The organism is Bacteroides stercorirosoris (assembly GCF_900142015.1).
GTDB lineage: Bacteria > Bacteroidota > Bacteroidia > Bacteroidales > Bacteroidaceae > Bacteroides > Bacteroides stercorirosoris.
This window is the reverse complement of sequence record NZ_FQZN01000017.1, coordinates 102,997-122,958: the sequence shown is the minus strand read 5'-3', so window position 1 is coordinate 122,958 and position 19,962 is coordinate 102,997. Positions and strand designations below refer to the sequence as shown.

Genomic DNA, 19,962 nt, shown 5'->3' with positions numbered 1-19,962 from the left:
GGGATATGCTGAATGAACTATTCATACTGACTAAAGTAAAAGAGGGCGATATAAAGGCGTTTGAGGAAATCTTCCGCCGTTACTATTCCCCTCTTTGCTGGTATGCCGCAGGCATTACGGGAGAGATGGAGGCGGCTGAGGAAATTGTGGAAGAATTGTTTTACGTCTTTTGGAAAGACCGGGAACACTTGCAGATTTTCCAGTCCGTAAAAAGCTATCTGTACAAGGCCGTGCGCAATGAGGCTCTTCAATACTGCCAGCACAAGGAGGTCAAGGAGCGGTATCGGGAGTATGTATTGGCAAGTGATGCCACTGCTCAGCAGGCGTCCGATCCTCATCGGCAGTTGGAGTATGAAGAGTTGCAGGGGCTGATTCGTCACACCCTCGATAAACTGCCCGGACGGAGACTGCGGATTTTTGAAATGCACCGCATGGAGGGAAAGAAATATACGGAGATTGCCTCGCTGCTCTCTCTGTCCGTCAAGACGGTAGAGGCTGAGATGACGAAAGCGCTCCGGACCTTACGAAATGAAATTGATAATTATATTCTTACGAGATGATTGAAGTGAATAAAAATAGGACGAAGACGGATGAGGCATGGGAACGTTTGTATGCCCGTTTGAATGAAGACCACCTGTTGGCAGAGGCAGGACGAGGACGTGCAGTGCGCCGCACGCTTCTCCTGAAATGGGGAACGATGGTGGCTGCCGTGATTGCGGGTTTTGTCTGGCTGGCGTCCGCCTTGTGGTTTGTGCCGGGAAGTGGGGATGTAGATTTGAATCTGGTGACACAAGAGAACCGGGAGTCGTCTACACTGGTCACTACCCTTGAAGACGGCTCGGTTGTTTATCTGGCACAGGAAAGCACTTTACAGTATCCCGAACATTTTGCTACGGACAAAAGAATGGTCAACCTGCAGGGAGAAGCCTTTTTTGATGTGGCTAAAAAGCAGGCGCAAGCTTTCCTTATTGAAACAGAGAAGGTGCGGATAGAGGTCCTGGGCACGGCTTTCAATGTCCGTAGTCACGAGGATGGCCCCTTCAAACTGTCCGTACAGCGGGGCAAGGTGAAGGTTTCTATGAAGCAAGGCGGGCAAAGCGTGTTTGTGAATGCAGGAGAAACAGTGACGTTACAGGCGCAACAGTTGCAGTTGAGCGAGACGACAGATTTCGATGCATTCGGGCGCTATACCCGGAATATACGTTTCAAGGACGAGTGTCTGGAAGATGTCCTGCGAGTAGTAAATGCGGAAGCTTCTGCCTTGCAGATAAAGGCCGGTTCGTCAGCTTTAGGAAAACGGAAGCTGACTATCGAATTTGAAGACAGTTCGCCCGAAGCGGTGGCTGAACTGATTTGTTGGGCACTTACTCTGAAGTGTTCCCGCGAAGGTGATAAATTGATTTTGTCCGAACGATAGATTCTAATTTGTAAAACTATGAAACAGCACCGTTTCCCCGTCATCCTTTTGGGACTGCTTTTCATCATCGGCAACATGAAAGCGGATGGGGGAGATGTGCTGGAACGTGTCATCAGGTTGCCACGGATGAAAGGGACGGTATATGCCTTGCTGGGGAAAGTTTCGGAGCAGTCCGGATATCTTTTTGTCTATGACAGCAAGGTGGTGAATAATGATGCCGTAGTGAAGACGAAGGGGCAGAAATGTACCGTCCGGCAGGCCATTTATGAAATAATAGGCAACAAAGCATTGGAGCTGAAAGTGATAGGACAGCATATCCTGATTCTGCCTCCTGCTGAAAGGGTTGTAAGGACAGAAAAGCCCCCGGTGGTTATTCAATTTGCTTTCTCCACTATCACCGGTGTTTTGCGGGATAAGGAAACGGGTGAACCTGTGCCCAATGCGTCAGTCATAATTCAAGGAACTTCAATAGGTAATGTTTCAAATAAAGACGGGGAGTTCCGGCTTCATTTGCCGGACTCCCTGAAAAGCAGCAACCTTTCTTTTTCCCATCTGGGATATATGGCGCAAAGCATTGAGGCGGCTACGTTGGTTGGCCGCGACAATGTGTTGAATCTGGAACCTAAGGTGGTTCCTTTGCAGGAAGTATTGATAAGGCTGGTGGAACCCAAGAAACTGTTGCGGGAAATGCTGGAACGCCGCGAGGAAAACTATTCATTGGACCCCGTCTATCTGACCACGTTCTATCGTGAGGGAGTCCAGTTGAAGAATAAATTCCAAAGTCTGACGGAAGCTGTATTCAAGGTCTACAAAACTTCTTTGAAGGAGAAAAATGCTTTCGACCAGGTGAAACTCTTGAAGATGAGCCGGATTGACAACCGGGAAAGTACGGATAGCCTGGTAGCTAAGATAAGGGCCGGCATCCAGGCTTGCCTACAACTGGACATAATGAAAGATTTGCCGGACTTCTTCTCTGTTGACGCAGTGGACAATCCCTATGTATATACCTCCGGTGACATCGCTTTTATAGACGACCGTTGCGTCAATGTGGTTTATTTTGAGCAAAGGCACACAGTCAAGGAGCCGCTTTATTGTGGAGCGCTGTACATCGACTCGGAAAATGGAGCTTTGGTGCAGGCACGCATCGAGATGCAGCCTAAACACATCAAGAAAGCTACACGTATTTTTGTGGTCCGCCAGGCGCCCAAAGTAAACCTTACAGCTCAGAAGATAGTATATACCATCTCTTACAAGCCCTGGAACGGGACTTATTATATTCATCATATCCGTGGTGACCAGTACTTCAGGATGAAACGGAAACGTGCTTTCTTCAGTAATCCTATCCTGCATACCTGGTTCGAGATGGTGACGTGCAGGGTTGATAATGAGAACGTGGTGCGTTTTCCGCGTGCCGAAAGGCTGCCGACACGTACGGTTCTTGCCGAAGAAGAATACAAATATGATAAAGACTTCTGGGAGGACTTCAATGTCATTCCATTGGAGGAAGGACTCAGCAAGATTATAGAGCAGGTAGCGTTAAAGATAGAAAAAATAGGCCCGCAGGAGGAGTAAGATTATACGGATAGTTGTAATTTTGCAGCCGGAATCAATAAGTATTAGTATAAAAAATGGAATTGCCTAAAGACCCGATGATGCTTTTCAGCTTCATCAACATGAAACTGCGTGATTGTTATTCTTCGCTGGACGAACTTTGCGATGATATGAATGTCAGTAAGGAAATGATTGTAGGACTGTTGCAGTCCGTCGGATTTGAATATAGCGCCGAACATAATAAGTTCTGGTAATTCCCGGTGATTATTTCTTCTTCCGGTGCTCTTTTTTCAGATAGAAGTTGAATCCGGCATATACTTGCAGTGTACCGAATCCGTTGTTCAGTGAGAAATTATCCCGATAGTAATCGTACGTTCTGCCCAGAAACGAGGTACCGACAAAGTATTTACTGTTGTTGTACACCACACCTGCCCGCAATATAAAGTCTATATTGAAGTTTTTGTACCAGTCACTTGGCTCTTCTGCCTCCTTTTCAATGCGTGAGGTCTTATAGGCGACTGCCGGACTGAGTGACAGGCAAGCAAGGCAGTTGCGTGCGAACACCCAGTTGTAAGCATAACCGAAGTTGAGGCTGATGTTCGTGTATTTTATATGTCTTACTTTCATGCCGGCATTCATCGTCTCCAGGATGACTTCGGGCAACTTTGTGTAATCGAACTTCAGATTGTGCGTAGACACGGAGAGTCCGGCTATGAGTGAACCCGCATTCCGGCGTTGATTGGTGGACTGGCTGAAAGCAGCCGGATAGGAGAAACGGCGGTTATTGAAGATATAGTATAGATTCAGTCCCTTCATATTCACTTTCAAGCCGTTGAAGTCCTCCGAGTAATTGGACGGGATGCGGTCGGAAAAGCCTGTCACATTGTGTATCTTGTAGTCGTTTCCTGTACGGCGGTAGAATATATCTACCCCTAATTTAGAACTATAAAGGCTGAGATCGAACTCCGTCCCTCTGTTTTTTCCGCTTTTCTTTCCGATAAGTCCGTCCGTATCGACAGACCATCCTAAGAATATCCAGCGCCATCCGAAGTAAGCGCCTATCTTGTTATGAGGGTTGGGTGTGAAGCGGAGTCGCTGGGGTTCGGGAGCACCCGTGCCTACAGAGTAATACTCGTAGTTCGTGAAGTGGTCCAGCATTAAGGCGTAGTTGTAACGGTTGGGGCTTATGTAGGTGGTGTCGAAGTCATTGAAGTTGAGGAACTTCTTTATAGCTTTCATAAAGCCTCCCTGTTGCTTGCCGGTGGTGAGGCTATCATGCATGATGGAGTCATTCCTCTCATTTTGCGCAAACAAAGCGAGAGGTAGCACTATGCACAACCAGAAGATAACTCCTTTCAACATCAACCTTATTTTAAATGAATACTTCGCATCTTTATACTATAAACAAAGTAAAAGGAAAAAAGTGCAATCGTTCTATTTGCGAATTTAACAATTCTTTTGCATATATCCAATAATCTTGCAGTTTAGTTTCATCTTAGTTTTTGCTCATGTTAATTTTTAACACAACGGACTTGAGAAGTTAACAAGGTCATCAGACTTATTAAACCATGTTATAAAAACGCCTGTCCGGAGCTGAAAATTTGGAGATATCCCCAAAGTCCGTATCTTTGCAATGTGTTTTTCATAGTATTAGATTTAAGGTTAACAAAAAGATTGGCTGTCTGGGATAGATAGCCTTTTTTTATGGCATATTGCGGACTCGTCCATAGTCCATCCGTTACATATCAGGCACCTTAATCTTCTCTGGATTTTCTTCCTTGAACTTCTTGAAATCGTTGTCTATCAAATCCCTTAAATCTTTAAGGAATTCTTCGCTGCATTCTTCTTTTGCCAGCGCATAATAGTATTCTAAAGTCTGTAATGCGAACTTGTCTTTTCCGATCAGTGCAAATGCGGGAATTTCATTTTTAACCGCATTGCGTACTAATACTGCTTGGTCTCTCATAATGAACTGTTTTTTCTGCAAATATACGTTATGCTATTGTTATTCTGTTCATAATTGTATAAAAAGGAATCAAATGATAATTTAGCGCAGCCCAAGCCTGAAAGGCTTTCATCTTATAGCCCGGGGTAACGCCCCGGGAATGAATTGTACCCCACAATCTTACGCCCTGTAAGGGCAAAAGCCAGTGTGTACTGTTATGCCCTTACAGGGCGCAGGGATAAACATTACTCAATTCCCAGGGCGTTGCCCTGGGCTATAAGATAAAAGGCTTTCAGCCTTGAGCTGCGCAATGAATGCCTGCTCTGTTCAAATCCCTACAGAAAGAAACAAAAGTGATTAGTAATAAGCAGGTCATTCAATCGAGTTTTTTCAATATTTGTCAGCACTTCAGCACTAATAGCCTTCAAACCCTTTGCCTGTCGGGGTTTGAAGGCAGTGACGACAATGTGCTTATAAGTGACGACAAACGTTTTGTCAACACTGATTTCCAAACCACTTCCGAGCACACACTGCTGTAAATCAGAAAAATAACCCGCATTTTGCAACTATGTGACAATCCCCCTATATTGTGCATAAAAGGACTTTTCTAATGATATTTATCGCAGTGGGAACCCATATTACAATATATTTCAATTACCAAGATGAGTGTTGATAGTCAGCTATCGTCACTTCATCTCCCTTACTAAATGATTTAGCGTTACTGCAAGACAGGTGCAGCGTTACTGCAAGACAGGTGCAGCGTTACTGCAAAGCACATGCAGCATCACTGCAAAGCATATGCAGTATTACTGCAAGCTATATGCAACGTCACTGCAAACTATAAGCAGCAACGTTGCAACACAGTTGCAATACTACATTACTTATTATAAAGCAATGCAAAGTAAAGAAGCAAGGCCTGTATAATGTGCAAAAATACTTCAAATAGAAGTAATGTATTCTGCTTTATTTTTAACCACTCTTTTAATAAATGCAAAAAGTGAACTTTCCGATTTAACTTCGTCTCTTTTTATGTTTCTAACCTAACAAAGCTAAGAAACAGAATTGATGATAAACGAGGATAAGATCCGGCAGGTATATGCTTCCGACCCCAAGACGGGTTTTAAAATGCTGATGGATAACTTCCAGGAACCTATATACTATTATATACGGCGTTTGGTGGTGTCGCATGAGGATGCAGAAGATGTTCTTCAGGAAGTCTTCATCCGGGTATATCGCGGTTGGGAGCAGTTTCGTGGCGAAAGCTCATTGAGTACCTGGATTTACAGGATTGCGACAAACGAAAGCCTGCGCCTGCTGAACACACGGAAGAATGAAGAAGCCATTCCGTCGGAAGAAGTGCAGGAAGAACTGATTGGTAAACTGAAAGCCTCCGACTACATTGATTATGAAAATGAGTTGGCGGTCAAGTTTCAGGAAGCCATACTGAGTTTGCCCGAAAAACAACGGTTGATATTCAACCTGCGCTATTACGATGAGCTTGATTATGAAGAAATCAGCCGCATACTGGATAGCAAGGTCGATACTCTCAAAGTGAATTATCACTATGCGAAAGAAAAAATAAAAGAATACATCTTAAACAGATAAGAACGATGGATAAAGAATTTGATTTTGATGATATAGGTAAAAAAACGCCTTACCGCACTCCTGATAATTTCTTTGAGGATATGCAGCAAAAGGTGATGGAACGCACGTATGGAGGGCAGCGCCGGAAGCATCGCCTGCAAATATTGTTCTCTGCTGCGATAGCGGCAGCGGCGGTGTTGGCCGGAGTATTGTTTATCCCGTCTTATTTCCACACAGGAGATGTTACTAACGGAGCTTCGGATATGCTGGCTGTAGAAAGGAGCAGTAGCGATCCGGCGGATAAATGGATTTATGAATTGTCGGATGAGGAGTTGGAAGAGCTCGTCAACTTTTCTGAAAATGATATATTTTTGAATTAGGTATTAATTAAAACAAGAAATTTATGAAAACAAGGTTTATTTATGTACTTTTGGCTGTTCTTTTGATGGGTAGCCAGACGATTTCTGCACAGAACAAGGATAATAAGGATAACAAACAACGCCCTACGCCCGAACAGATGATGCAGAGACAGACAAATCTGATGGTGAAAACGTTGATGCTGGATGATGCTACGGCAGCTAAGTTCACTCCGGTTTACGAGAATTATCTGAAAGAATTGCGTGAATGCCGGATGATGAACCGCAAAGGCCGGATGAGGAATAACAATGCGGAAGCCAAACAAACTCCGAAGCCTGTGCCGACGGATGCGGAAATAGAAAAGCAGATCAAGGACCAGTTTGCTCAGAGCCGTAAGATACTGGACGTTCGCGAAAAGTATTACAATGAGTTCCGCAAGATTCTGGCTCCCAAACAAATCATGAAGATTTATCAGACGGAGAAGAACAATGCGAATAAATTTAGAAAAGAATTTGACAGGAGAAAAGGCCAGAAGCACGGACAAGGAAAAAGACCGGTAGCGGGAAGACCAGCTCCAAATAGTAAGTAACATTTTCATTAACCCTACTTGAGAAACACGAATGGAGCATGGCAGGCGTATATATCTGACTTTCCAAAGCGTATTATTATATGTTGTTCTGTTGTGGTCGGGTATGACTGCTAATGCGCAATCCGGCAAAGGAAACTTTGCCGGTCGTGTTGTTGATAGGGATACGAAGCAACCGGTAGGGTATGCGGCAGTGCGTTTACTGACTTTGCCGGACAGTGTTTTCGTTGCAGGCGTAGCGACAACGGATGATGGCAAATTTAAGATACCGGTTGTCTGGCCGAAAGATAAGAAACTGTTGTTGGAGATTTCTTTCATCGGTTACACTACTTTTTCAAAACCTATTCCTTCTTCATTCAGAGGTACTTCACAGAATCTGGGGGATATTGCACTATTTTCCGATGGCTTCTTATTGAGTGAGACGGTAGTGGTGGGTAAAGCCCCCTTGGCAGTCACAGAACAGGATACGACGGTCTTTAATGCTTCGGCCTATCGTACCCCCGAAGGCTCTATGCTGGAAGATCTTGTGAAACAGTTGCCCGGTGGTGAGATTGACGGAGATGGCAAACTGCTGATTCATGGCAAAGAAGTCAGAAAAATACTGGTAGATGGCAAAGAGTTTTTCTCTGATGACCCGAAAGCCGCTTTGAAAAATCTCCCTGTGGAAATGGTGGAAAAACTGAAGGCTTATGAACGTAAGTCCGATTTGGCACGTTTGACGGGAATTGACGACGGGGACGAAGAAATGATACTTGACCTGTCGGTAAAAAAGGATATGAAAACAGGGTGGATGAATAACTTTATGGCGGGTGCAGGCAGCAAAGAACGCTACGAACTTGCCAACACTTTGAACCGTTTCCGGGATAATTCCCAACTTACCATTATCGGCAATCTGAATAATACCAACAATCAAGGGTTCTCGGAGTTGCAACGGGAGTCGTCTGCTGCCAGTGGAAATATTCTGAATAGAGTGGGGCTGGTTACCTCACGTTCTTTGGGCATGAATTTGAGCCATGACTGGGATAGAGTGAAACTTCGCTCGAATATACAATATACGGGTATAGACCGTTCGGAGGATAGCCGTGCTACGGTGGATAACTTCTTGAAACAGGATAAATCGATTACCCGCAGTTCCAACAATAATCGTACGAAAAACCACAATCTGACGGCCAATGCTTACCTGGAGTGGAAGATAGATTCGGTGACCAATCTGGTATTCCGCCCGCAATACCGTTATAGTGCGAGTGACAGAAAGAACGGTGGATATCAGCAAAGTTGGTCGGACGAGACGTTGCTGAATGAGAGGACTGCTTCCAATCTTTACGATAATTCTCAGTATAATCTGACATTTATGTTGCAGGTTAACCGTAAGTTCAGCCGGAAGGGAAGAAACCTGGCTCTGAAGGTGGATTATGGAACAAACGCCTCTTCTGCTGACAGGAAAAACTTTTCCACTACCCATTACTTCAAAAATGATACCGAGAAAGTTGTGAATCAGCGGATGGATGATGAAGGAGACGGTTATAATTACCGTTTGCAACTGGTGTATGTAGAACCTTTGCCTAACCGTTATTTCCTCCAGTTCCGCTACAGCTATCAGTATCGGGTGACCGGCTCTGACCGTTTTGTCTATAACTGGGACGCTGGCATGGATGATTTTGTCGCTGATTATGATACATTGGCAAGCAATAGTTTTGAGAGCCAATACAGTACGCATCTCTTCAATATGGCTATCCGTTCTTCCCGAAAGAAGTATAACTATAATGTGGGTGTCGATTTGGAGCCTCAGAAGCTGGACAGCCGCTCTTTTCTGGATGAGGTAGCCAAGCACCGGATGAGAAAAACCGTCCTTAACTTTTCGCCGACGCTGAACTTCCGTTATAAGTTTTCTAAACGCACGCAGTTGCAGGCCATATACAGGGGAAGGGGACGTCAACCCGGTGTCCGTGATTTGCAACCGGTGGCTGACAGGTCCAATCCGTTGAATGTCCGCATTGGTAACCCTGCTTTGAAACCTTCATATACAAATACGTTTACGCTGAATTATAATTCGTATAATGCGAAACGTCAGCGCAATATGGTTGTGTCGCTTTATGTGGAGAATGTGCTCAACAGTGTGACGAATCAGGTCACTTACGACAGTGAAACGGGAGGCAGAACTACGATGCCCGTTAATATGAATGGGAATTGGAGGGCATCGGGGGCTTTTTCATTGAACGGACCTTTTAAGAATCCCAACTGGCTGTTCCGTACTTATTCTTATTTACAATTCAGAAATCAGAACGGATATACCACCCAGAATAAGGAAGAGCCCATGAAAAGTTCCGTGCAACACCTGACCGCGCGTGAACGTCTGCAACTGACTTTCCGCACCCGGCAGCTTGAATTGAGCGCACGGGGTGAAGTACTGTATAATAACTCGTACAATAATGTGAAAGATATGCGAACGGAGACATTCGATTATCAGCTTGGAGGAGACTTGCAGTATTATCTCCCCTGGGGATTTGAGTACAGTAGTGATATCACTTATTTTCTTCGTACGGGATATGGATATGACAGTAACAGCCGGAAGAATCTGATATGGAATTGTCAGTTGTCGAAGTCTTTCTTGAAAAAGAAACAATTACTGCTCCGTTTTAAACTTTATGATATCCTCCATCAGGAAATTTCTATGGTGCGTACCATCTCAGCCACTGCTATACGTGATACGGACTATAACGTGTTGGGCCGTTATTTTATGGTGCATGCTATTCTACGATTGAATATGATGGGGAAAAAGTAAAAAACGTAAAGCCTCAAAACTTCAACAGGGTTAAATTGTTGTAGATACCTGAATTGATAAAAAGAAAACCCTGGGGAATGTTTCAAAGGCTCAAAGACTTGAAAAAACTAAGGACATGGTATGTCGTCAAACTGAAATTGGTTGACGCACGCCTGTACTTCGTCAGTATCTTCGTAGGACTGCTGACGGGGCTTGTCGCCGTTCCTTACCATTATTGCCTATACTATTTCTTTCATCTCCGCAGTGAGTTTTTTTCTTCCCGTCCGGCGTGGTACTGGCATATTCCGCTTTTCTTATTGTTTTGGGGCATATTGATATTCGTATCATGGCTGGTGATGAAGATGCCTCTTATCACGGGTGGAGGTATTCCTCAAACACGTGCTGCCATAAACGGACGTATCTCTTATAAACACCCCTTCATAGAGATGATATCCAAATTCACAGGCGGCATCCTCTCTTTTGCCGCAGGCTTGTCGCTGGGACGTGAAGGGCCTTCTGTGCAGATCGGTTCGTATGTGGGTTGCCTCGTTGCCCGTTGGACACGCATTCTGCGGGGTGAAAGAAAGCAATTGCTTGCTGCCGGTGCAGGTGCCGGACTTGCCGCCGCATTTGCCGCACCGCTTGCGTCTTCGCTCCTTGTTATAGAATCTATCGAGCGTTTTGATGCTCCGAAAACCGCAATCACTACATTACTGGCCGGTGTGGTGGCGGGAGCCGTGGCAAGCATGGTTTTTCCGATCAATTCATACCATCTGATACAAGTGACGGAACCTGTCTTTTCATTTCTGATTCAGATAAAGTATTTCTTATTGCTGGCTGTGGTCATATCCGTTTGTGGAAAGATTTATTCTCTGATAATGGTTTCTTTTAAGCGGGTATATGCCACGGTGAAGTCTCCTGTGTACGTTAAGATGTCCTATCTGTTATTGGTCGCTTACATCATTTCCTTTATGCAGGTGGATCTGACGGGTGGGGGAGAGAACTTCCTTCTGCAACAGGCACAGTCCGGTGCCCATTCGCAAATCATGTGGATAGTGGCGATGATGTTGTTGCACTTCGGCTTTACGGTTATTTCTGTTTCATCCGGTCTGCCGGGCGGAAACTTCATTCCTACTTTGGTGACCGGTGGTTTGCTGGGGCAGATTGTTGGTCTGTTGGGGGTGAGATATGGTGTCATTGCTCCGGAAAATATCAGCTATGTGATGCTGATCTCCATGTCTTCTTTCCTGGTGGCGGTGATTCGTACACCACTGACTGCTATTGTATTGATTACTGAGATAACGGGACATTTCGAAGTGTTCTATCCGTCGGTAGTGGTGGGCGGATTGACTTATTATTTCACAGAACTTCTTCAGATGAAGCCTTTCAATGTGACCCTTTATGAGGATATGATTAATACCCCCGCTTTTCAGGAACAGAAGCGTTATAAACTTTCGGTGGAAGTAATGACGGGTTCGTATATGGATGGCAAGGTGGTGGATGAACTGTTATTGCCGGAGAATTGCGCTATCATCAATGTACACCGGGATGGTAAAGACAACAAGCCCCCCGGAATGCGATTGATTCCGGGGGACCAGGTTGATATTGAAATGGATGCACAAGACATAGAAAAACTCTATGAACCGCTGGTCAGTATGGCAAATATATACTGATGCGGCGATGACTTATGCCAGATTGCCTATTTCATCCAGATTCTTCTGAATGTCCTGGTCAGTCAGTTCGTAGTTCACCAGGTCGCCTGAGAGATACTTGTCGTAAGAAGCCATATCAATCAGTCCATGACCGGAAAGGTTGAACAGGATGACCTTCTCTTCGCCTGTCTCCTTGCATTTGTTTGCCTCGCGAATGGCGGCGGCAATAGCGTGGCAAGATTCCGGAGCGGGAATGATACCTTCTGCCTGGGCAAATAAACATCCGGCTTCGAATGATTCCAATTGCTTGATGTCCACAGCTTCCATCAGACCGTCCTTCAGCAGTTGGGAAACGATGACACCTGCACCGTGATAGCGCAAACCGCCCGCATGGATGTTGGCAGGAGCAAAGTTATGTCCCAGTGTGTACATCGGCAGTAACGGAGTGTAACCGGCCTCGTCACCGAAGTCGTATTGGAACTTACCGCGCGTCAGTTTGGGACAGGAAGCCGGTTCGGCAGCAATGAAACGGGTTTGCTTGCCTTCCAGAATCTTATGGCGCATGAAGGGGAATGCGATACCGCCGAAATTGGAACCGCCGCCGAAGCAGGCGATAACCATGTCGGGATATTCTCCGGCCATTTCCATCTGCTTTTCAGCTTCAAGACCGATAACCGTCTGGTGCAGGGCCACGTGGCTCAGTACAGAGCCTAGTGTGTACTTGCAATTCGGGGTGGTCTGTGCCAGTTCTATGGCTTCGGAAATGGCTGTGCCCAGTGAACCTTGATAATTGGGGTGCGCTGTCAGAATATCTTTTCCTGCACGGGTGGACATGGATGGAGACGGGGTGACTTGTGCGCCGAACGTCTGCATGATGCTGCGGCGGTAAGGCTTTTGTTCGTAGCTGATTTTCACTTGGTAAACGGCAGCTTCCAGGCCAAACAGGCGGGCTGCGTAAGCCAGTGAAGCGCCCCATTGTCCGGCACCGGTTTCGGTAGTAACGTTGGTTACTCCTTCCTTTTTACAATAATATGCCTGGGGAATGGCAGAGTTCAGTTTGTGAGAACCCATCGGGCTGACACTTTCATTTTTGAAATAAATATGTGCCGGAGTGCCCAATGCCTTTTCCAGTCCGTAAGCGCGAACCAGCGGAGTACTGCGGTAGTATTTGTACATTTCCCGTACTTCTTCAGGGATTTCAATCCATTTGTCGGTCTGGTTAAGTTCCTGCTTGCACAGTTCTTGTGCGAAGATGGGATATAAATCTTCTGCTTTCAGCGGTTGTTTAGTGCCCGGGTGAAGAGGCGGCATAGGTTTGTTTACCATATCTGCCTGTATATTATACCAGTAATGTGGAATTTCTTCTTCCGGAAGGAAGAATCTTTTTGTCTTGTTGCTCATGGTGGTTACTTGAATTTAAATTTTTACGAGGCCAAATGTAACTATTATTTTTAAAACAATTTCTTTTTTCTTTTGTTTTTTGTCTATAAGCATTGTTTTGCTTATGTTTGCCCGATTTTTAAATTGATGTCTCCATGAAGATTTATCACAAATTCTTTTTGTATCAGAATAAATGGATTCATCCGTACATCCGGATTTTTCTTGCAGGGATGACTTACATAGCCTACCTGGCTTCTATTCTGCTGATTGTGGGAGTGGTATATGAACACGGCTTTACTATTTCCGAACACGAGTCTCAACAATTGCAGCACTTGTATCAGTTGGTATGGGGCGTTTTTCTGACGGAAATCACTCTGCGCATCCTGCTGGAATATCAGGATACGAAGCGTAAGTTCAACAGGCTGACGTGGGTACTGACCATATTGCTCTATCTGACTCTTATTCCCGTCATTTTCCATCGGCCGGAAGAAGAAGGGGCTATCCTGCATTTCTGGGAGTTTCTGGACGGAAAGCTTTATCACATAGTACTTCTGCTGATATTTTCGTTCCTCAATCTTTCCAATGGCCTGGTCCGGCTGTTGGGGCGTCGTACGAACCCTTCATTGATTCTGGCTGTCAGCTTTCTGATTATCATTCTCATAGGAACAGGGTTGTTGATGCTGCCGCGATGCACCATGAACGGTATTTCGTGGGTAGATTCACTGTTCATCTCCACCAGTGCGGTGTGTGTCACGGGATTGACTTCGGTGGATGTGGCGTCCACATTCACCACGTCCGGTTTTGTAGTGATTATCCTGCTGATACAGATTGGAGGTTTGGGGGTAATGACACTGACCAGTTTCTTTGCTATGTTCTTCATGGGTAATACTTCGTTCTACAATCAGTTGGTGGTTCGTGATATGGTCAGTTCTAATTCATTGAACTCGCTGCTTTCCACTTTGCTGTATATATTGGGCTTTACGTTGGCCATCGAGGGGGCGGGGATGCTTGCCATCTGGAGCGACATTCACGGCACGATGGGGATGACATTTGAAGAAGAAGTGGCTTTTTCGGCTTTCCATGCTATCTCGGCGTTCTGTAATGCAGGGTTCTCCACACTGCCGGGCAATCTGGGTAATCCGCTGGTGATGACAGGGCATAATCCATTCCTTATCTATATATCGCTGCTGATTATCCTGGGTGGTATCGGTTTTCCGATATTGGTGAACTTGAAAGACATTGTGCTTCATCATTTGCGTCGGATATGGAGATTTCTGCATACGTGGGAGTGGGACAGGCATCGTTTTTATCATCTGTATAATCTCAATACGAGGATTGTGCTTATTATGACTTTCCTGTTGTTGGTGCTTGGCACGGTACTCATTGCCCTCTTTGAGTGGAATGGCGCTTTTGCCGGAATGTCCGTGGCTGATAAATGGACACAAGCATTCTTCAATGCAACCTGTCCCCGTACAGCTGGATTTACCAGTGTGGATCTGACTTCGTTGGGAGTGCAGAGCGTTCTTATTTATATTTTCCTGATGTGGGTTGGTGGTGCGGCACAATCCACGGCGGGCGGTATCAAGGTGAATGCATTTGCGGTTGTGGTGTTGAATCTGGTTGCTGTACTTCGCGGTACGGAGAAAGTAGAGGTCTTCGGACGCGAGTTGTCTTACGATTCAATCCGTCGTTCCAATGCAACGGTAGTGATGTCTATCGGTGTTTTGTTTGTATTTGTTTTTACGTTGACGATATGGGAACCCCAGGCATCTGTCATGGCACTTCTGTTTGAATGTGTATCGGCGTTGAGCACGGTAGGTTCCAGTTTGAATCTTACACCTACATTGGGTGATAACAGTAAATTGCTTGTTGCCTTTCTGATGTTCATCGGTCGTGTAGGATTGATAACGCTGATGCTGGGTATCATCAAGCAAAAGAAGCATACGAAATATCAATATCCGAGCGGGCAGATTATTATTAATTAGAGTAGTAAGTAGTTAGTAGTAAGTAGGAGATACTCATTTTTCAATTTTCAACTTTCAATTTTCAATTTATATGAAATATATCATTATTGGTTTAGGAAATTACGGGCACATGCTTGCCGAAGAACTTTCGGCATTGGGACACGAGGTGATTGGTGCGGATGTCAGTGCAGGCCGTGTAGATAGTATAAAAGAGAAAATCGCTACGGCTTTTGTGCTGGACGCAACGGACGAGCAGGCACTTTCTGTCCTGCCTCTGAATGGGGTGGATGTAGTGATAGTGGCTATCGGTGAGAACTTTGGTGCTTCTATCCGTGTAGTGGCTTTGCTGAAACAACAGAAGGTGAAACATATCTATGCAAGGGCTATTGATGGTGTTCATCGCTCCGTGCTCGAAGCCTTTGAACTGGAACGGATACTGACTCCTGAAGAGGATGCTGCCCGTGGACTGGTGCATCTTTTGGAATTCGGTTCCAATATGGAAACGTTCCGGGTAGATACGGATTATTATGTGGTAAAGTTCACCGTGCCGGAAAAAATGGTAGGATATTATGCCAATGAACTGAATCTGGACAAGGAATTCGGATTAAAACTGTTGGCATTGAAACGTGCCAAGACGCTGAAAAATTGTTTGGGCATTTCTTTTACAGAGCATGACGTGATGAATGAATTGCCTGAAAATGACCAGGTACAGGCTGGCGACGAGTTGGTTTGCTACGGACGGTATAAGGACTTTCAGAAGTTCTGGAAAGCGATATAAAGGAAGTTATATATCGGACATATGAATTTGTAGGAATTTCATTGTGTATCTTGGGCGAATGATTATTCGCCCTTACATGCATTATGGCGATACTTGTAGGGGCAAATAATCATTCACCCGACTTTTATGTAGCACTCTTGACATTTTGATTGCGTATTTTCCTGTCATTGATAATATCATTCATGTTTTCTTGTGCCCATGAAATCAGAGAGTTAATATGTGGCAACAGAGACATTGCCCTGTTTGTCAATGAATACTCCACTTTAGGCGGTACTTGTGCATAGATTTGTCTTTTTACAAGTCCGTCCTCTTCTAATGTGCGAAGCGTAACGGTCAGCATCTTTTGTGAAATATCCGGTATTGTTTTCTGTAACTCATTAAACCGCATTACGGGTGCTTGCGTCAAGGTAAACAGAGTCAGTATAGACCATTTATCACTGATGCGCGCCAGTATCATCCGTATAGGGCAATCGGCATAAGAGCCATTTTGTATATCTGTTCTATTCATATATTGCTTTGATTTCTAAAACACTCTACAAAAGTAACTAATATGCCGATTGTATGCAAATAATCTTTTAAATTGTTGGACAGTTAGCTTCTTAAATCAGTTTAGGTGTTCTTATCTCATTCATCGCTAACCGTTGTAATCACCGTTTTCGTTAGAATTGTATCATCTTTTACAGATGAATCGTAAGTAGCTATAGTAGCATTGTTTACTCCATCCTTTTTTTCGCCTCTCATCAGAGTCATCTTCAGATCTTCCGTTTCCACTTCCACAATCGATACGTCAGGTTCTGTGAGTGATGTATCGTCTGGCAAAGCAAACTTTATGGTGATTTTATAATCCATGTCGACTTTTTGCCCTTTCTTTTCCACAAATTCCGATGCAGGCATTCTTTTTACAGTTTCAAGTACCTCTATGTCTAAAGCAGGGTAGAGCTTCTTGGTTATTCTACTATTTGTTATAGCGCCTTCTTTAGTCACTGTGAAACCTACTGTCACATCTCCCTGCATTTTCGCTTCAATTGCTTTTGAAGGATATCCAATATTTTCCCTGAGAAAAGCAAACATAGCCCGCATGCCATTGTGAGAATCGGTAGCGCTGCATATATGGGAAGTAGAAACCTTTATTTTGTTATTGGAACCTTGTGCTCTGACAGAAGTTGCAGTTTCACAGATTAAGGTAAGAGTTGAGAGCACTAACAATGCTAATCTGCTCATTTTAAAATTCTTTTTGTCAATCATGATAATTCTTTTTTAGAATGTGATACATTAAAAATATTTATAATTTGTGCTATAGCCGGTAGAGTCAACTTATATTTGCATGTGCAGTTTGCTCATTAATATAGGCATATAAGAATCACTGATCGGAATGGTGGCTCCTTCAATGCGGATTCTTTTATGCTCGATGTAATTGATATGGGATAGTGAAACGATATAAGAGCGGTGCACGCGACAAAAAACTCCTTCAAGGCATTCTTCGAAGTGTTTTAAAGTTAATTGCGAAAGTATAGGCTTTCCTTCTGTGCGATGTACTTTGACGTAATCTCCATATCCTTCCAAATATAGAATATCTTCCTGATTGATGCGCACAATTCGATTTCCGTCACGGAGGAAAATAGACTGATTGCTAAACTTATTGGCGGTAAACAGTGAATTTACTTCCGTTAGGGAGCGGTTAACCTTTTCCAGATATTCCATCAGTTCATTGAGAGTGGCAATATCCCCGTCGAGAATTATACATTTCAGCATAATGTTTCGTTTAATTTATTCTCATCATTTGCTGCAAATTAAAGGAAAATATCAGCTAACAAAAGTTAAGTACCGGCAAACGGGGATTCTTTGCAGGTGAAGCAAACAACAGAGCGGGGTAATGTTTTTAATCCTCTTCCTGCATAATCCATTTTTTGAATATCGGAGTTTTCACCTTACTTATAACAATGCGTTCGGGAACGGGTATAAACAAGTTGACGGAAAGCCGGTTACCTGACCAGAGGTCTACGTCTTTGACAGACTTCCGTGAAATAATGAATTGACGGTTGGCGCGAAAGAAATTCTGTTGGTTCAATTGCTCATAAAGTGTGTCGAGCGTGCGGTCTACCGGATGTTTTTTGCCGTCAAAAGTATGGGCCGTAACTTTTTCCCGGGCAGTATAGAAATAGCAGATATCATCTACCGGGAGCGGATAAAACTTATCAGCAAGCATAACCAACAGTTTTTTCACTTCTTTCCGGTTCTCAATCATGGCATTGGTTCGTAGGATATGTTCTCTTCGTTCCGTTGGATTGAAAAGAAGGAATTTGTTCAATGCATGCTCCAATGAATTCAGCGTGATAGGTTTCAGGAGATAGTCAATGCTACTCACTTGAAAAGCCTGTAAAGCATACTCATCATAAGCGGTAGTAAACACTACGGGAGCTGCAACTTCTACCTGTTCGAAAATAGTAAAAGCCAAACCGTCTGCCAGATGAATATCCATGAAAATGATATCCGGTGGTGATGAACTTTGAAACCATTCAATACTGTCTTCGATGCTTTCTAATTCGGCAACCACTTCAATGTCGGCCACTGAATTTTGCTGTAAAATAGCTTTCAGGCTGTTTACTGCTGCTGTTTCATCTTCAATGATTATTGCTTTCATACATTTCCAATATATCAGACAATGGAAGAGATACTACAAAATATCCGTTGGAATTGTTTATCCGTATGCTTTTTCCGGTCAGCATTTGATAGCGCCCCTGAAGATTCTTTAGTCCTATCTTGTTGCAGACGCACTCTTCCATTTTGGGGCGGATAGGATTGGATACGGCTAATAAATCTTCGGATGTTGTATAAACCTCAACCTGCAGGGGGTGTTGCATGCTGATGATGTTGTGTTTCACGGCATTCTCAATAAGCGGGAGCAGACTAAGAATAGGCAGCCTCTTCTGTCGGCAGCTTTCTGCAATCCGGATTGAGAAGAACAGCTTGTTTTCATAACGTACACTGAGCAGATAAGTATAGGCTCTTGCAAACTGTAGTTCTTCATCAAGGGGAACTAATGTTTTGTGATTGCTTTGCAAGATATAGCGGAAAACATTGGATAATTCTTCCAGGTATTCAAGTGTCTTGTTTTGTTCGTTCATGCGGATTAACGAATTGAGTCCGTTTAATGAGTTGAAGAAGAAATGCGGGTTAATTTGTCCCATCAGTGCATTGTATGAGTTTTGTAGTTTTTCGACTTTTATTTTTTCATATTCCAGTGTCATTTCTTGCTTTTTATCAAGCAGATGGAGCAAAAGCATGCTTAGCATGATAGTCAGTAGGACAAAAATATGCTCTACCAGCAGAGGGTATGAATTGGTGCTTGAAAAAACGGCACTTACTCCCATCTGTGCCTTATTGGGGGAGGTTATGGAATCTGGAGCCACGTCTAATGTTTTTTTTGAGACTTCCGTTATAAAAACTGCGTGTTCCGTGAAATTATAGGAGGTAATGGCATCATGTTTCTTTTCCATGATGATTATCTTCTTCAATGCAGGATGTGCCTGATATAGCCCGAAAGCCACGAATATAATAATTCCCATTGCAAACCCTATTGTTTTCACTTCCTTGCGCCGGAATATTATGTTTCCCCATTTATACATCCACCTGTAGAGGATAAATAAAATGAAAGAAAAGAGCCAGAACCATACTATGGAAAACCAGAAATCATATTTCTCTATTTCCCAAGTGATGCCGGCTCCTTTTGAGTCCATTATTAAATCATAGCGTCGCATTAACAATGCAAAATTGGCAAAAAGAGTCAGAATCACAGATATGGTGAGTCCAATCAATAATTCATTCTTTGTCAAATGCCATATAATAAAATCACTGTCAGTTTTATTACTCCGTTTTTGGGGGAATGTAATATTCATGAGACGCTGCGTTATTTGCGGGACAAAAATAATCAATCCATCCGTTTTATTTCAAATAAGACGGTGAAACGGACAAAATAGGCTGTGAATC

Annotated in this window: 19 protein-coding genes; 11 read left to right on the top strand and 8 right to left on the bottom strand. The window is 43.9% G+C overall.

The window, feature by feature from the left end:
• The first annotated feature begins 5 nt into the window (after positions 1-5).
• The 4 genes from BUC01_RS14095 to BUC01_RS14080 are packed head-to-tail and all read left to right on the top strand — an operon-like array spanning position 6 to position 3,222.
• Positions 6-560 (top strand): RNA polymerase sigma-70 factor, encoded by a 555-nt coding sequence (locus tag BUC01_RS14095; RefSeq protein WP_025831937.1) that lies wholly within the window; start codon positions 6-8, stop codon positions 558-560.
• Entirely contained in the window at positions 557-1,417 is an 861-nt protein-coding gene (locus tag BUC01_RS14090; RefSeq protein ID WP_025831940.1) for a FecR family protein, read from the top strand. The genes BUC01_RS14095 and BUC01_RS14090 overlap by 4 nt, the downstream gene beginning before the upstream one ends.
• Before the next feature lie 18 nt (positions 1,418-1,435).
• On the top strand, positions 1,436-2,989 hold the full coding sequence (locus BUC01_RS14085; protein WP_025831942.1) for a carboxypeptidase-like regulatory domain-containing protein: 1,554 nt from the start codon (positions 1,436-1,438) through the stop codon (positions 2,987-2,989).
• A gap of 56 nt (positions 2,990-3,045) precedes the next feature.
• Complete coding sequence (locus BUC01_RS14080; protein ID WP_025831944.1) at positions 3,046-3,222, top strand: DUF4250 domain-containing protein; 177 nt, start codon at positions 3,046-3,048, stop codon at positions 3,220-3,222.
• Positions 3,223-3,232: 10 nt separating this feature from the next.
• Here BUC01_RS14080 and BUC01_RS14075 read toward each other — a convergent pair whose 3' ends face one another.
• The gene (locus BUC01_RS14075; RefSeq protein ID WP_025831945.1) at positions 3,233-4,330 is read right to left on the bottom strand and encodes a DUF4421 domain-containing protein; all 1,098 of its coding nucleotides are present in this window, start codon (positions 4,328-4,330) and stop codon (positions 3,233-3,235) included.
• A 376-nt stretch (positions 4,331-4,706) separates the two neighbouring features.
• A complete protein-coding gene (locus BUC01_RS14070) occupies positions 4,707-4,934 on the bottom strand; it encodes a hypothetical protein (protein WP_025831947.1) in 228 nt (75 codons plus the stop codon).
• Positions 4,935-5,978: 1,044 nt separating this feature from the next.
• Between BUC01_RS14070 and BUC01_RS14060 the strand changes: the two genes are divergently transcribed.
• The 5 genes from BUC01_RS14060 to BUC01_RS14040 all read left to right on the top strand — a co-directional run bounded on the left by BUC01_RS14060 (position 5,979) and on the right by BUC01_RS14040 (position 11,874).
• The gene (locus BUC01_RS14060) at positions 5,979-6,518 is read left to right on the top strand and encodes an RNA polymerase sigma factor (protein ID WP_025831951.1); all 540 of its coding nucleotides are present in this window, start codon (positions 5,979-5,981) and stop codon (positions 6,516-6,518) included.
• A 5-nt stretch (positions 6,519-6,523) separates the two neighbouring features.
• Complete coding sequence (locus BUC01_RS14055; protein ID WP_025831952.1) at positions 6,524-6,877, top strand: hypothetical protein; 354 nt, start codon at positions 6,524-6,526, stop codon at positions 6,875-6,877.
• A gap of 23 nt (positions 6,878-6,900) precedes the next feature.
• A complete protein-coding gene (locus BUC01_RS14050; RefSeq protein ID WP_025831953.1) occupies positions 6,901-7,443 on the top strand; it encodes a hypothetical protein in 543 nt (180 codons plus the stop codon).
• A 31-nt stretch (positions 7,444-7,474) separates the two neighbouring features.
• Positions 7,475-10,222, top strand: a complete 2,748-nt coding sequence (locus BUC01_RS14045) for an outer membrane beta-barrel protein (RefSeq protein WP_073314009.1) — start codon at positions 7,475-7,477, stop codon at positions 10,220-10,222.
• 77 nt (positions 10,223-10,299) lie between these two features.
• Complete coding sequence (locus tag BUC01_RS14040) at positions 10,300-11,874, top strand: ClC family H(+)/Cl(-) exchange transporter (RefSeq protein WP_025831954.1); 1,575 nt, start codon at positions 10,300-10,302, stop codon at positions 11,872-11,874.
• 12 nt (positions 11,875-11,886) lie between these two features.
• On the opposite strand, the gene BUC01_RS14035 is transcribed toward BUC01_RS14040, so the two are convergent.
• Positions 11,887-13,254: a TrpB-like pyridoxal phosphate-dependent enzyme gene (locus tag BUC01_RS14035; protein WP_025831956.1), complete on the bottom strand. Its 1,368-nt coding sequence runs from the start codon at positions 13,252-13,254 to the stop codon at positions 11,887-11,889.
• Positions 13,255-13,388: 134 nt separating this feature from the next.
• Between BUC01_RS14035 and BUC01_RS14030 the strand changes: the two genes are divergently transcribed.
• A complete protein-coding gene (locus tag BUC01_RS14030) occupies positions 13,389-15,218 on the top strand; it encodes a TrkH family potassium uptake protein (RefSeq protein ID WP_025831957.1) in 1,830 nt (609 codons plus the stop codon).
• A 70-nt stretch (positions 15,219-15,288) separates the two neighbouring features.
• Positions 15,289-15,975 (top strand): potassium channel family protein, encoded by a 687-nt coding sequence (locus tag BUC01_RS14025; RefSeq protein WP_025831958.1) that lies wholly within the window; start codon positions 15,289-15,291, stop codon positions 15,973-15,975.
• 124 nt (positions 15,976-16,099) lie between these two features.
• Here BUC01_RS14025 and BUC01_RS14020 read toward each other — a convergent pair whose 3' ends face one another.
• From BUC01_RS14020 to BUC01_RS14000, 5 genes are all read right to left on the bottom strand, one after another.
• Positions 16,100-16,483: a winged helix-turn-helix transcriptional regulator gene (locus BUC01_RS14020; RefSeq protein WP_025831959.1), complete on the bottom strand. Its 384-nt coding sequence runs from the start codon at positions 16,481-16,483 to the stop codon at positions 16,100-16,102.
• A gap of 116 nt (positions 16,484-16,599) precedes the next feature.
• Positions 16,600-17,220: an energy transducer TonB gene (locus BUC01_RS14015; RefSeq protein ID WP_051568778.1), complete on the bottom strand. Its 621-nt coding sequence runs from the start codon at positions 17,218-17,220 to the stop codon at positions 16,600-16,602.
• A 69-nt stretch (positions 17,221-17,289) separates the two neighbouring features.
• A complete protein-coding gene (locus tag BUC01_RS14010; protein WP_025831963.1) occupies positions 17,290-17,727 on the bottom strand; it encodes a LytR/AlgR family response regulator transcription factor in 438 nt (145 codons plus the stop codon).
• Positions 17,728-17,854: 127 nt separating this feature from the next.
• A complete protein-coding gene (locus BUC01_RS14005; protein ID WP_073314007.1) occupies positions 17,855-18,616 on the bottom strand; it encodes a LytR/AlgR family response regulator transcription factor in 762 nt (253 codons plus the stop codon).
• Positions 18,597-19,817, bottom strand: a complete 1,221-nt coding sequence (locus BUC01_RS14000; protein ID WP_025831965.1) for a sensor histidine kinase — start codon at positions 19,815-19,817, stop codon at positions 18,597-18,599. The genes BUC01_RS14005 and BUC01_RS14000 overlap by 20 nt, the downstream gene beginning before the upstream one ends.
• Between the last annotated feature and the right edge of the window lie 145 nt (positions 19,818-19,962).

Excerpts from the sequence above, each read along its gene's own strand:
- BUC01_RS14070 (WP_025831947.1), bottom strand. The coding sequence starts at position 4,934 with ATGAGAGACCAAGCAGTATTAGTACGCAATGCGGTTAAAAATGAAATT.
- BUC01_RS14080 (WP_025831944.1), top strand. The coding sequence starts at position 3,046 with ATGGAATTGCCTAAAGACCCGATGATGCTTTTCAGCTTCATCAACATG.
- BUC01_RS14055 (WP_025831952.1), top strand. The coding sequence starts at position 6,524 with ATGGATAAAGAATTTGATTTTGATGATATAGGTAAAAAAACGCCTTAC.
- BUC01_RS14025 (WP_025831958.1), top strand. The coding sequence starts at position 15,289 with ATGAAATATATCATTATTGGTTTAGGAAATTACGGGCACATGCTTGCC.
- BUC01_RS14035 (WP_025831956.1), bottom strand. The coding sequence starts at position 13,254 with ATGAGCAACAAGACAAAAAGATTCTTCCTTCCGGAAGAAGAAATTCCA.
- BUC01_RS14075 (WP_025831945.1), bottom strand. The coding sequence starts at position 4,330 with ATGTTGAAAGGAGTTATCTTCTGGTTGTGCATAGTGCTACCTCTCGCT.
- BUC01_RS14085 (WP_025831942.1), top strand. The coding sequence starts at position 1,436 with ATGAAACAGCACCGTTTCCCCGTCATCCTTTTGGGACTGCTTTTCATC.
- BUC01_RS14045 (WP_073314009.1), top strand. The coding sequence starts at position 7,475 with ATGGAGCATGGCAGGCGTATATATCTGACTTTCCAAAGCGTATTATTA.
- BUC01_RS14040 (WP_025831954.1), top strand. The coding sequence starts at position 10,300 with ATGTTTCAAAGGCTCAAAGACTTGAAAAAACTAAGGACATGGTATGTC.
- BUC01_RS14030 (WP_025831957.1), top strand. The coding sequence starts at position 13,389 with ATGAAGATTTATCACAAATTCTTTTTGTATCAGAATAAATGGATTCAT.
- BUC01_RS14060 (WP_025831951.1), top strand. The coding sequence starts at position 5,979 with ATGATAAACGAGGATAAGATCCGGCAGGTATATGCTTCCGACCCCAAG.
- BUC01_RS14010 (WP_025831963.1), bottom strand. The coding sequence starts at position 17,727 with ATGCTGAAATGTATAATTCTCGACGGGGATATTGCCACTCTCAATGAA.
- BUC01_RS14020 (WP_025831959.1), bottom strand. The coding sequence starts at position 16,483 with ATGAATAGAACAGATATACAAAATGGCTCTTATGCCGATTGCCCTATA.
- BUC01_RS14050 (WP_025831953.1), top strand. The coding sequence starts at position 6,901 with ATGAAAACAAGGTTTATTTATGTACTTTTGGCTGTTCTTTTGATGGGT.
- BUC01_RS14095 (WP_025831937.1), top strand. The coding sequence starts at position 6 with ATGCTGAATGAACTATTCATACTGACTAAAGTAAAAGAGGGCGATATA.
- BUC01_RS14090 (WP_025831940.1), top strand. The coding sequence starts at position 557 with ATGATTGAAGTGAATAAAAATAGGACGAAGACGGATGAGGCATGGGAA.
- BUC01_RS14015 (WP_051568778.1), bottom strand. The coding sequence starts at position 17,220 with ATGATTGACAAAAAGAATTTTAAAATGAGCAGATTAGCATTGTTAGTG.
- BUC01_RS14005 (WP_073314007.1), bottom strand. The coding sequence starts at position 18,616 with ATGAAAGCAATAATCATTGAAGATGAAACAGCAGCAGTAAACAGCCTG.